This is a genomic window from Conexibacter sp. W3-3-2 (assembly GCF_009707605.1).
GTDB lineage: Bacteria > Actinomycetota > Thermoleophilia > Solirubrobacterales > Solirubrobacteraceae > Paraconexibacter > Paraconexibacter algicola.
On sequence record NZ_WLYW01000001.1, the window covers coordinates 2,239,045 to 2,251,423 of the forward strand.

General features: G+C 72.7%; 8 protein-coding genes and 1 pseudogene. 4 read left to right on the forward strand and 5 right to left on the reverse strand.

Annotated elements, in window-relative coordinates:
* The first annotated feature begins 42 nt into the window (after nucleotides 1-42).
* Entirely contained in the window at nucleotides 43-1,530 is a 1,488-nt protein-coding gene (locus GKE82_RS11005; RefSeq protein WP_154733307.1) for a calcium-binding protein, read from the forward strand.
* Here the strand turns inward: GKE82_RS11005 and GKE82_RS27005 are convergent.
* Together GKE82_RS27005 and GKE82_RS11015 are read right to left on the reverse strand one after the other, a co-directional pair.
* The gene (locus GKE82_RS27005; RefSeq protein ID WP_375336993.1) at nucleotides 1,527-2,165 is read right to left on the reverse strand and encodes an MMPL family transporter; all 639 of its coding nucleotides are present in this window, start codon (nucleotides 2,163-2,165) and stop codon (nucleotides 1,527-1,529) included. The genes GKE82_RS11005 and GKE82_RS27005 overlap by 4 nt on opposite strands.
* Nucleotides 2,048-3,664 carry an MMPL family transporter gene (locus GKE82_RS11015; RefSeq protein WP_196189162.1) on the reverse strand — a complete coding sequence of 539 codons (1,617 nt, stop codon included), beginning with the start codon at nucleotides 3,662-3,664 and terminating at the stop codon, nucleotides 2,048-2,050. Before GKE82_RS11015 ends, GKE82_RS27005 begins: the two co-directional genes overlap by 118 nt.
* 57 nt (nucleotides 3,665-3,721) lie before the next feature.
* On the opposite strand from GKE82_RS11015, the gene GKE82_RS11020 reads away from it, so the two are divergent.
* Nucleotides 3,722-4,252, forward strand: coding sequence for a helix-turn-helix domain-containing protein (locus tag GKE82_RS11020; protein ID WP_154733310.1), 531 nt, complete (start codon nucleotides 3,722-3,724; stop codon nucleotides 4,250-4,252).
* 66 nt (nucleotides 4,253-4,318) lie between these two features.
* Here GKE82_RS11020 and GKE82_RS11025 read toward each other — a convergent pair whose 3' ends face one another.
* From GKE82_RS11025 to GKE82_RS11035, 3 genes are all read right to left on the reverse strand, one after another.
* Entirely contained in the window at nucleotides 4,319-7,315 is a 2,997-nt protein-coding gene (locus GKE82_RS11025; protein WP_154733311.1) for a M14 family zinc carboxypeptidase, read from the reverse strand.
* Nucleotides 7,315-9,609: an Ig-like domain-containing protein gene (locus GKE82_RS30725; RefSeq protein WP_196189163.1), complete on the reverse strand. Its 2,295-nt coding sequence runs from the start codon at nucleotides 9,607-9,609 to the stop codon at nucleotides 7,315-7,317. The genes GKE82_RS11025 and GKE82_RS30725 overlap by 1 nt, the downstream gene beginning before the upstream one ends.
* Before the next feature lie 334 nt (nucleotides 9,610-9,943).
* Nucleotides 9,944-11,110, reverse strand: coding sequence for an MFS transporter (locus GKE82_RS11035; protein ID WP_309233546.1), 1,167 nt, complete (start codon nucleotides 11,108-11,110; stop codon nucleotides 9,944-9,946).
* 269 nt (nucleotides 11,111-11,379) lie between these two features.
* Between GKE82_RS11035 and GKE82_RS31400 the strand changes: the two are divergent.
* Nucleotides 11,380-11,787, forward strand: a pseudogene (locus GKE82_RS31400) (ParB/RepB/Spo0J family partition protein); the annotation flags it as partial.
* Between the two features lie 52 nt (nucleotides 11,788-11,839).
* Entirely contained in the window at nucleotides 11,840-12,376 is a 537-nt protein-coding gene (locus GKE82_RS28350) for a hypothetical protein (protein ID WP_230316147.1), read from the forward strand.
* Nucleotides 12,377-12,379: the final 3 nt, after the last annotated feature.

Consider the following 12,379-nt stretch of genomic DNA (forward strand, 5'->3'; position numbering starts at 1 on the left):
GCACGCGTCCTCGACCACCACCCCACCAGCTCCCGAGGGACCATGCCCGCTCGACGCCACCACCTCGCCGCCCTCCTGCTGCTCGCGGTGCTGGGCTCCACCGCCCCGGCGGGCGCCGCGACCGTGTCGTACGACGCGGGGACCGGCATGCGGATCACCGCGGGCGCCGGCGAGACCAACCGCATCAGCTTCGAGAGCGAGGCGCGCGCCGCCGGGCTCGAGATCCGGGTCACCGACGCGGGGACGACGCCCACTCCCGGCGGGGGCTGCCAGACCGGCGCTTCGGCGTCGGTCGTCGTCTGCGTCCTGCCGATCGGCACCGGAGCGAACTACGTCCTGACGGCCGACCTCGGCGACGGAGACGACGTGTTCGAGGGTGGCGGCTACGTCGTGGAGACGGGCGACACGTTCATCACCGCCGGGCCGGGAGACGACGACGTCCGGACCGGCAGCAGCTTCGACGCCGTCGACCTCGGGCCCGGCAACGACACCGTCGAGACGCGCGGCGGGAACGACTCGGTGATCGCCGGCCCGGGGAACGACTACGTGTTCGGCGGTGGCGGCAACGACCGCTACGAGGGCGGCGACGGCACCGACACGATCGACTACAGCCGTGGCGTGCACAGCGCGATCGTCTTTCTCGACGGCACCCGCCCGACGCTGAAGCGCAACGCCCCCAGGCAGGTCAACGCGCAGGACACGATCTCGAGCTTCGCGGTGGCGATCGGTTCGGCCAACGGCGACACGCTCGTCGGCACCAGCGGCATCGACCGCCTCGAGGGCCGTGACGGGCCGGACAAGATCTTCGGCGACCCCGAGGCCCACCGGCTGTTCGACCCCGATGCCGCCAACCCGCGGATGGCCTCGCGGGCCGCGTGCTGCTTCACCACGGTGCCGCCCTCCAAGGCGCCGACCTCCCCGGGGCCCGCTGCGCAGCCTCCGCGCGTCGTGACGTTCCCGGCCGTGCAGCTGAACGTGCGGATCCGACTGGCAGACGTCCTGCTGGGCGGCCCGGGCAACGACGAGCTGTACGGCTCGGCGCTGGGGGACGACATCAACGGGGAGGCGGGCGAGGACCTCGTCGACGGCCGCGGCGGCGACGACCTGATCTTCGGCCGCGACGGGACCCGGGACCGCATCGACTGCGGCACGGGGACCGACGCGGCGACCGCCGATCTGCGCGACGAGTACGACGAGGGACGCAACACCTGCGAGTCCTTCGACCGCGGGGCCCTGCGCGAGTACGGGCACGTGCGGTTCGGCCCGCGATCCCCCAAGCTCTCACGCGGAACCCTGACCCTGCGGCTGTCGTGCCCGAAGGGCACGCCCAGGGCTGCGCGGGCCGCCTCAGTGCGAGGGCGGGCGGCCGGACCGGAGCGACGACGCGCTACGCGATCCGGGCCGGCGCGACGCGGACCGTCCGCGCGAAGGTGCCGGGCAGCGGTCGGACGATCGTGCTGCGGTCGGTGGAGCGGGGCAGCTTCGGCGACCGGACCACGATCCGGACGCTGCGCCGCTCCTGAGCCCTAGGCCTCACTGATCCCCACACGACGGTGGAGCGCCGCCAGGGGTCGGGGCGCCCACCAGTTGCGTTCTCCGAACAGCCGCATGAGCGCGGGCACGAGGAGCGCGCGGACGATGGTCGTGTCGATGATCACCCCGACCGCCATGCCGACCGCGATCTGCTTCATGAAGAACACCGGGCTCACGGCGAAGGCGAGGAAGACCACGGCGATCATCACCGCAGCCGCGCTGATGATCCGTCCCGTCCGCCCGATGCCGATCGCGACGGCCTCCTCGTTCGTCAGTCCGAGCTCGTGCTGCTCCTTGATCCGCGCGAGCACGAGGACGGCGTAGTCGGTCGCGAGTGCGAACGTGACGGCGAACAGGAAGACGAGGCTGGTGACCTCGACGGCGTCCGGCCCGGGGTAGTCGAGCGCCCACGACAGCCATCCGTGCTGGAACGCGAGGACCAGGATCCCGAGCGTCGCCGACAGCGTGAGCGCGTTCATCAGCAGGGTCTTCAACGGCAGGATCACGGAGCCCGTCAGGAGGAACAGCAGCATCGTCGTCCCGACCACGATGATCGCGACGACGTAGGGCGCGTTCTCGACGAGGCTCGCCTTCTGGTCGATGAACCGCGCTGTGTTGCCCGCGACGAGCACGTCCGCCGCCCCCGGTGGCGCAAGGTCGCGGATCGCGCGCACGGCGTCCTGGGCACCTCCATCGAGCGCGGCATCCCGCGCTGACAGCGTCGCGAATGCGACGTCCGGCGAGGCGCGGGTGAACGGCGTCGCGCGCGCGATGCCCTCGACCGACCGCAGTCGCCCGGCGAACCCGGCGAGGTCCGCGTCGGTCGCCTCCCCCGGACCGTGACCGTGATCGCCTCGGTGACCTCGCGCGGGTAGTTGGCGGTGAGGTACTCGCCCGGCTCGTAGGACGGCTGACCGGGCGGGACCGCCTTGGCGCTCGGCCCGGTGAAGTCCACCCCGGCCATGGGCGCCGCCGCGGCGAGCAGCAGGCCGCCGCTCACGAGCGCGACCAGGACCGGCCGGCGCATCACGCCGCGCGCCAGCCGATACCAGCCACCCGACGTCGCCGACACCGGCGGCGCTCCGCGACGCAGTGTGAGCGCATCCAGCCGCGCACCCAGGAGCGCGAGCAGCGACGGCACCACGAGGATCGCGATGACGGCGCTGAGCACGCCGACGGCGACGCCCGCGGCGCCCACCGAGTAGAGGAACCGCTGGGGCATCACGAGCAGCGCAGCCATCGCGGCGGCGACCGTGAAGCCCGAGAAGATCACGCCGCGCCCGGCGTGCACGACGGTCGCGCGGTGGGCCACCTCGCCGTGGCCGTGTCGCTCGACCTCCTCGCGGTAGCGGGAGACGAGCAGCAGCGCGTAGTCGACCGCGAGGCCGAGGCTGAGCGCGGTCCCGATGTTCAGCGCGAACAACGACGTGTCCACGAGCGACGACATGATCCGCAGGAACAGGAACGTGCCGACAATCGAGAGGACGCCGATCAGCAGCGGGATCAGCGCGGCGACCACGCCACGGAAGACGAGCAGCAGCAGGACGGTGAGGGCCGGGAACGCGATCAACTCCGCGTTCGTGAGGTCCTTGCGGGTCTGGTCGTTGACCTCGTCGAACCCGGGGGCGAAGCCTGCGAACGAGACGTCCAGCGTGTCCGAGCGCACCGTCCGCCTGGCGTCCGTCGCCGCGATGCCGCCGACGTCCTCGACGTCCTGCGTGGAGAGGAAGGCGGTGACCACGAGGGAGCGGCCGTCTCGCGCGATGCCCAGACCGCCGGCCGCCCGCGGCTCGGCCAGGGGGTTCACGACACGGCCGACGTGCTCGACCCGCCGCAGCCGCTGCGCGATCCGCGCCACCTCGGCGCGCACCGAAGGCGCGGTCGTGTCGAGCGCGCCGCCGCCCGGTGCGCGCACGAGCGCGACGATCCCGGGGGTGGCGTCGTAGCCGAGCGCGTCGCGCAGCGTCGACGTCGCCCGCTCGGACTCCGAGCTCGAGTCGGTGAAGCCGGCGGCCTTCAGGTGATGCTCGACGTCATACCCGAAGGCCCCGGCGCCGACGGCGAACAGGGCCACGACGGCGAGGACGAGCCGGGGGCGTCGCCAGGTGATGTCCGCGATCTTCCGAAGCATGGTGCGGCACCGTAGCATGTAAGTTTCTTGAAGGAACTGAGTCGCTACACTTGACTGATGCAGCGAACGTCGTTCGAGGAGTTCATGTGCCCGATCGCCCAGACGCTCGAGGTGATCGGCGAGTGGTGGACGCCGCTGATCCTGCGCGACATCGCGTTCGGGCTCACCCGGTTCGATGAGATCCAGCGCAACCTCGGCATCTCACGCAAGGTCCTCACCGAGCGGCTCAACGGCCTCGTCGAGGCCGGGGTGCTGAAGCGGCAGGCGTACTCCGAGAAGCCGCCGCGCCACGACTACTTCCTCACCGAGAAGGGCGCCGACCTCGGCGCGATCCTCCTCGCGATGAAGGCCTGGGGCGACCGCTGGTCCCTCCCCGGCAAGCCGACCGTCGAGGTCCGGCACGAGACCTGCGGCGGCATCACCGGCGTGGAGCTGCGGTGCACCTGCTGCGGCGAGCCGCTCAACGCGCTCGACCTCACACCCCTCGAGGGCCCGGGGATGATGGTCGGCCCCGGGACCAGCGAGCTGCCCGCCGGGCTCGAGCGCCTGCGGGCCGCGCGGGCCGGCGAGCCGATCCCCGGCCGCTGACGCGCCTCGGCCGGCCGGGGACCCAGCCCCCGACCGGCCGTGACGAACGGGCGCGCGTGCCCGGGCCTACAGCTGCGCCTGCAGCGGCTTGACCTTCAGGGACTTGAGCTGTCCCATGACCCGACTCGTCCAGTAGTTGCGGTCGTGGTCGTCGCTGAGGCGGGCGTTCTTGGCGATGAACGTCGCCTGCTTCTTCGTCGTCGCCCACCGGACCTTGCTGCGCAGGGCCTTGGAGAGCTTCGCCCGCTTGACGGCGGTGCGGAGCTTGCCGAGCTCCGACCGGCGGACCGTGATCCGCACGTCCTTCTGCGTGGTCGTGGACGCCACCACCGGCCGCGACGCGACCTTCGGCAGCTCCGCCTTCGCGAGCGACTCGGCCGCCGGCGGTGCGGACTCCGCCGTCGCGCTCGTCTGGCCCTTGGCCGGGTCCGGCGTCCGGACGGCTGCCGGGGCGATCGGGTCACCCGAGGGTGCGAGCACCGCGTTGAGCACGAGCCGCTCGTCCTGGTCCTTCCAGGCCCGGAAGAACGGGTTGAACCCCAGCAGCGTCGCGCGGCCGCTGCCGAGCCGCTGCTCGACGACCGCCGGGCGCCCGTCGAGCTTCCCGGCCCCCAGCGAGTTCACCTGGTACCCGAAGGCCCGGGTGCCGTAGGCGGCGACGACCGTGCCAGTCCCGACCGTGGCCGGGTCGAACACCGGGTTGCTGCTCGCGTCGCGGTAGATGAAGCCCCCGCGATCGAAGCCCCAGCCGACCGGGCTGGCGGTCGTGTACTCGGCGCTGTACTCGGTGCCCGGCGTCGTGATCGTCGGCGACAGGTTGACCGTGTTCAGCTGGGTGATGCCCGCGTTGCGCGCGGAGGTGACCCCGCCCGCGTTGGAGCCCACGTAGCGCCCGCCGCCGTTGACGAACGCCTGCAGGGCCGACGCTCCCGCCCCGGCGGCGATCGTGCTGCCCGGGTTGATGAACGCGGTGTACTGGCCGGTCACCAGCTCACCGGCCGCGAGCTGCGTCGTCGTGATGGGGACGATCGCCGACGCGGGCAGCTTGTCCTTCTGCGTGAGCGTGAAGAGCGCCTCGCAGAACGACGTCGAGGTGCACTGGCCGGTGCCGGTGCCGGGCTGCAGCGGGTTGCTCGGCACCGTGGTGCCGCCCGTGAACAGGCCGATCTTCGGCTTGGCGATCAGGTACCGGGCCACCGGGTAGGAGGCCAGCCCGGCGATCGGGGTCTCGCGGGCCGCCGACAGCGCGGCCAGGTCGATCCCCGCCGTGCGGACGGTCGCGCCGTCCACGAGCGCCGCGCCGGTCGCGAACGAGCGACCCGCCGCGGTGAACGCGGAGCCCGACCGGTACACGGTGGCGCCGCGGTCGAGCAGGTCGACGACGAGGCCGAGGCCCGCCATCGAGTCCGTGTCGAACGCGTAGACCGCCGCGTCGGGCGCCGGGGTGGTGCCGAGCGCCGGGGCGGTGATCTCCGTCGTCGTGACCCCCACCGGCAGGTTCTCGACGAGGAAGCCGCTGCCGGCGAGCCCGCGCTGCAGCGGGTACGACCAGGTCACCACGTCGTAGAAGTACGGGAACGCGATGAACGGGTCCTCGCCCAGGACGGCCTGGATCCAGTGCTTCTGCGACTGCGCCATCGGGATCCAGAAGGTCCCGGCGGGCAGCGTCTTCGTCGTGGCGGGCTTGCCGAACTCGCGCACGCCGGTCGCGTTGACCGCCGAGTCGAGCTTGTACACGTGCACGCCGACCTCCAGGAGCTCCTTGATGAGCTTCGCGACGTCACCGGAGTGCTCGTCGGCCCGGAAGAAGTAGCCGCAGACCGGGTGGCTGGGCTGCTGGGTGATGACGTCGTGCAGGGGGCTGACCAGCTTGTTGGGCTGCAGGTTGCAGGCCGCTCCCTGGTCGATCGCCTCCTGCCACTGCTCCACCCACTTGGTGAGCAGCCGGACCTTCTGGTCGGAGACGACGTTGATCGTCTCGTCGATGGCGAGGTAGTGGTCGTAGGCCTGCTTGCCGTAGGCCTCGCTCACGCCCTTCTCGTAGGTCATGCCGGCCGCGCCCATGATCAGGGAGGGCACGGAGTCGCCGTACTCCGGCGTGAACATGTCGTAGGAGTTGTAGTTCTGGTACTGCCCGGACTGGTCGTTGAACTTCTGCTGCAGCGCCGGTCCGATCGTGTTCTGGATCGTGTCGAGCGTGAAGTCCGACAGCTCGTGGTGGACCGGGTCCTCGTTGGGCGGGAAGAAGTAGCCCGAGGACTGCTGGTGCGCGTCGATGAAGAACAGGCCCGGGTACTTGTTCATCTGCGGGATGAACGACCGGTTCTCGCTCTGCTGCCGCGTCCCGAAGTCGCGGTTGTGGTCGAACGCCCAGGCGCTCGTGCGCTGGTCGTTGTCCCGGCCGTCCGGGTTGCGGACCGGCATGAGGAACAGGTCGAGGTTCTTCAGCCGGCGCTGGTTGGCGCAGTCCTTGCGCGTCACCAGCTCGTAGAGCTGCCGCACGATCGCCTCGGCGGCCGCCGGCTCGTTGCCGTGCGGGGTCGCCGTGACCCACGCGAGCGCGGGCCGGTTGCGGACCGCGGCGAGACCCTCGGCCTCGCTGATCGTGCCCGCGCGGACGCCGGCCCAGAACGGCCCGTCCTGGCGCCCCTCGTCGAGGTTGGCGACGTTGTCGGGGGTCGAGAGGACGTAGAACGCCAGCTCGCGGTTGAGAACCGAGCGGCCGAGCGGGTACTTCTTCATCCGCACGGTGGGGCTCGGCTGGCCGCTGGCGGTGCCGGCGCCCGTGTTCACCGCGGCCATGACCGCGTCGAAGTACTCGAGCACGACGGCCGACTGGTTCTTGCCCTCGACGCGGCCGGTGCCGCCCGTGCCGAACGGCAGCTTCGCCGCCGGGTTGTGCCCGTCACCGTAGTACTGGTCCCAGGACGGGATGTTCGAGTCGTACTGCAGGTCAGGGGTGCACTGGGCCGGGTCGGCCTGGGCGTTGGCGGCGGCGGGCATGCCCGCCCCGATGATCGCGGCCGCGGAGAGCGCGGCGGCGAGGAGCCTGCGGCGGAGCATCAGGAGAACCTCCGGGTCGCGGTGATCTCGGACAGGACGGTGGATCCGCCGAAGCGGGCGGACACCGTGAACGCGCGGCCGGAGCGACGCGTGACGACGGACCGGCGGACCGTGCAGGTCGCGCGGTCGAGCTTCACCTTGCGGTTGGAGAGCGTCCTGCCTCCCCGGCGCACGACGAGCGTGACGGTCCCCGACGAGCAGGCCTGCGCGGCGGTGGTGCCGAGCGGACGCCGCAGCGTCAGGGTGACGGTCTTGCGGACCCGGCCACCGCTGAGGCGGCGGGTGCCGACGGCGACCGACAGCTTGCGCGGCTCGAACTTCCGCACGCGCAGCGGACGGGAGACCTCGGCGGTCGCGCCGGAGGCGTCGGTGACGACGGCACGCAGCGTCTGCATGCCGACCTCGCCGATCTTCGGCGTCACCTTGCAGGTCCAGGGCTCCGCGGAGACCACGCAGATCTGCCGGGTGCCCAGGAACACGGTGACGGTGCGGACACCGGCCGCCGCGACGGGCCGGAAGCGCAGCGTGCGTCCCTGGTCACCGAGCTGCGTCGGCAGATCGATCGGCAGCTCGATCGTCGGCGACGCGGCCTGGACCGGCGCCGGGGCCGGCGGGGCCGGGGCCGTCGGGGTCGGCGTCGGCTCGGGGGCCGGCGTCGTCGGGGTCGGGGTCGGCTCGGGGGTCGGCGTCGGGCAGGCGATCGCGACCGTGGTGCTCGCGGCGGTGGTCTGCCCGAGCGAGTCCTCGACGACGACGCCGTAGCTGCGCGTCGCGCCCGAACCGCACGCCGCTCCCGCGGGCACGTTGGCCGTCTGCGTGTACGGCGGCACCGAGGCGCTGCCCAGGACCGTGGCCCCGGCGTAGAAGGTGACCTTCTTGACGCCGATGTCGTCGTCGGCGACCGCGGTCAGCGGCACGGCCTGCCCGGGCTGCACGGACGCCGGGCCGGTCAGCGACGCGGTCGGTGCGGCGTCGGAGATCGGCAGCGGGGCGCTGGCGATCGGGTACTCGCCCGCGGTCGGCGAGATCTGCGCGCCGTTGCGGAACGGCGAGAAGGTCACGGTCGTGGACCCGTTCGCCGAGGCGACGCCGTTGACCGGGTTCTCCGGGATGTCCGGGTTGGTGGTCGGCGACACGGCCGGACCCGGGTTGGTGGTCGCGGTGTAGCGCAGACCCCACCAGAGGTTCGTCGCCACGAGCGGCACGGTCGCCGCCGACATGCCGTCGGCGAGCACGTTGTAGGCGCCGTAGGCGTTGTCGACGATGTTCGACGTGGTGATCGTCGAGGCGACCGCGTTCTGCAGGCGGATGCCCGATCCGAGGCTGAGGTTGGCGTTGTTCGTCGCGCTGTTGCGAACGGGGGCGCCGGTGCCGTTGACGCGGTTCTGGGACAGCAGCGAGCTGCTGATCGTGGTGGTCGCCCCGGCGTTGACGCGGACGCCGTCCTGGCCGAACAGCGGCCCGTCGGTGAGCTCGCCGACCGGCTGGGTGCTCCCCGAGCCGCAGAAGCCGTCGGCCTCGTAGTTGACGCACTCGTTGCGCCCGACGATCTCCGACGCGACGATCTCCGCGCGCGGACGGACGCCGGAGGAGACCAGCGGGACGGTGTCGCTTTCGGCGCCGTCGACGAGGACGCCGATGCGGTTGTAGCGGTCCACGCGCGTGCTCTCGATCCGCACGGTACGGGGGTTCGTGGAGCTGAACCCGTTGGCCGCGGTGTCGTTCGTGACGATCGCGATGCCGTAGCCGGGCGTGCCGGAGCGGTAACCGCCGGGCTGCTCGAAGGCGAAGCGGCGCTCGCCCGTCGTCACGTTGGTGACCGCGGAGCGGGTGATCGAGCCGGTCGCGTCGATGTAGACGATGCCCGCCTCGCTGGCGACACCGCCGCCGGACACGGTGATGCCGCTGATCGCGACGTTGATCGGGTTGCGGAACGAGCCGCCGACGACGGCGACGAGGTCGCCGATGCCATTGCGGATGTTGAGCGTGCTGTCGGCGATCGACGAGCCCGGGGCGAGCTTCTTCGGCGTGATCGTCACGAGGTCGGCGCCGGCCCCCTTGAGGGTCATGCTCTTCGTGATCGTGAGGCCGTTGCTGCCGGGGGTGCCGGCGCCCTCGGCGTAGGCGCCGGGGCAGACGATGACGGTGTCACCGACGCCGGCGGCGTCGATGGCGTCCTGCACCGAGGTGTAACCGGCCGCGGGGCAGTCGGCCTTGTCGTCGTCGACGGTGAACGTGACCGCTGACGCGGGGCCGGCGACGGCGAGGGTCGCGGTCGTCGAGATGACGACCACTGCCGCTCGCGACGCGAGTGGGATGCGCAAGGTCCCTCCAGGGGTGGGTTGTGTGGTGTGCGCCGGGACGCCGCAGGGGCGGCCGACAGGAACGACGAGCGACGGCGCGGTGGGCGACGGCGCGGTGATCGCGGACCGGCTGCGGTCCGCCTCCTCGGACGAGGGGCGGCGTCAGGAGAACGCGAGGAGCTGGGCGGGCGACCACCAGGCTCGTGAGTGCACGCGGACGTCGATCACGGAGCGCACGACGGTAGTTCCCCCTCCCATGTCACGGAACCTACATCCGGCACAACTGCGACTGCAAGTCGCTCGACCGGATGTCGGGTCGACCCGGTCAGCCGGTCCGATCCGGCCGGGCCAGCAGCCACGCGACGGGCACGTACGTCGCGGCGAGCACCGCGAACAGCACGGCGTCGTCGGCGACGAGCGACCCGAGCGCGTAGGCCCCGAAGACCGCGAGCACGACGACCTCGGTCGCGAGGCTCGCGACCGACGTGACCGTCGAGCGGGCCTCCCCCTCGATCGCCTCCTGCAGCCGCGCGTCGACCGCGACAGTGACCGCCTGGAAGACCGCGAACGCCAGCGCCACGAGCACGAACCCGGCGGGGACGCGCGCGAGCGCCCCCGCCGCGAGCGCCGCGGCGGCGACCAGCACGAGCAGCGCGCGGGCGCGCCCCGAGCACGCCGCCGCCCGCGTTGCGCCGACGCCTCCGAGCGCCATGGCCGCGTAGACGAGCAGCCCGAGCAGCGGGACCGTCCCCTCTCCCACCCCGGTGCCGACCGCCAGCAGCGGCAGGTACTCGTCCAGCGACCCCCAGACGGCGGCGACCGCCGGGATCGCGGGCAGCGCCGCGCGGACCGCGGGGGAGCTGCGCAGCTCGGCGAGCCCGTCCCGCAGGACCGTCCCGTAGGCGGCGAGCCCGGCCTCCGGGTCGCGCTGCGCCGGGGCCGTGCGGTGCTCCGGGAACGTCGCGCCGACGGCGGCCGCCAGCCCGCAGGCCAGCACGCTTCCGGCGCCGACGAGCCCGAACCCGCCGAGCGCGAACGCGGGCGCCGCGAGACCGATCGCGGTCGCGCTGGCGACGGTGCCGCACGCGGTCGCGCGACCGAGCAGCTCGGCGTAGCGGTCGGCGTGCCCCTGCCGCTCGAGCTCGTCGTGCACGAGCGCCTCGAGCGCCCCGGACTGCAGCGCCCCTTGCGCCCCCCAGAGCACGAAGCCCAGCGCGAACACCGGGTAGGAGGGCGCCGCGACCCAGAGCCCGAACGCCGCGCCGCTCAGCAGCGGCGCGAGCGTCAGCAGCCGCCGCCGGGACACGACGTCCGCCCAGACGCCCGACGGCACCTCGAGCACGAACCCGGTGACCGACCAGATCGCCAGCAGCGAGGAGATCTCCGCCGTCGACAGCCCGTGGTCCTCGAACAGCAGGGCGTACAGCGGGTACAGCAGCACGAAGTCGCCCAGGAACGCGTACGCGTACAGGCGACGGGCCAGCGGCGTCACGCCGCGGTCAGGTCAGCGCTTGCGGTGGCGAAGGTGGTCGCGCATGGGCGCGAGTATCGCACGGACCTGCTTCCATCCACCACCTCATGGGCCAGGTAGACCAGCTTCAGGAAGCCGAGCAGGACGTCGCGCAGCTGCAGGAGGAACGCGACCGCCGCGAGCGCGAGTCACGGACCGAGGACCTCCGCAAGGCGCCGCTCACCGATCTCGCGGACCGCCCGCACACGCTCGTGACCGCGGCGCTGCGCCAGGTCCGCACGATGGTGAACATGCGCGTCGGGACGCTGCCCGACATCCACGACCTCGCCGTGTCGATCAAGGAGAGCGGCCTGCTGCACCCGCCGCTCGTCCGCGCCACCGGGGACGACGACAAGCCCTACGAGCTGCTCGCGGGCCGCCGCCGCTTCGCCGCGATGCAGCTGCTCGACCAGGCCGAGGGCGTGCGCGAGGACTGGCGCTTCACGGTCGTGACCGACATCTCGCGGCGCGAGGCGCTGACGATGCAGTTCGCCGAGAACTTCCACCAGCGCAAGCCCGAGCCCGTGCAGTTCGCGCGGGCGGCGCGGGCGATCATGGCGGAGGACGAGTCGCTGACCGCGGCGGACGTGTCCCGGATGGTCGGCGCGCCGCTGGCGTGGACGCGTCAGGCGCTGCGGATGCTCGACCTGCCGGAGTCGATCGTCGAGCGGGTCGAGCAGGGGGGACCTGTCGTTCACCGCCGCGGAAATCGTGCGGCGCGGGATCTCGCGCGGGGACGTCTCCCCCGACGAGGCGGCCGACCTCGTCGAGCAGCACGCCGAGGGGAAGATCAGCGGCGGCTCGCTGAAGCTCGGCGTCGGGTACGTGCCGCCGAAGCCCAAGGACTACGACGAGCAGTCGCGCCAGCTCGACGAGGCGCGCTGGGCCGCCAAGCGCGCGAAGGACGACGGCGAGGACCAGCGCGACTGGGACGCGGCGTCGCCGGACCGGGCGGCCCGCACGCCCGCGCGCGACGCGGCGCTGCGCGCCGGCGGCGCGCCCGGCGCGGCACGCGCGGAGCTGCGCGAGCCCGAGCCCGAGGACCTCGACGGCTACCTCCTGGGACGGCTGCTCGACGAGCTCGCCTCGCCCGAGCGGCGCGCCTCGCTGGGCATCGCCGGCCCCGGGGACGCGTACGAGTACGCGTTCGCGCAGCAGCCGCACCAGCGCATCCGGATCCTGCGGATGCTCGCCTCGGAGCTGCTGGCCGACGACCAGGACCCGCCGCGCGCGCTGCGCCGCCGCTGACCG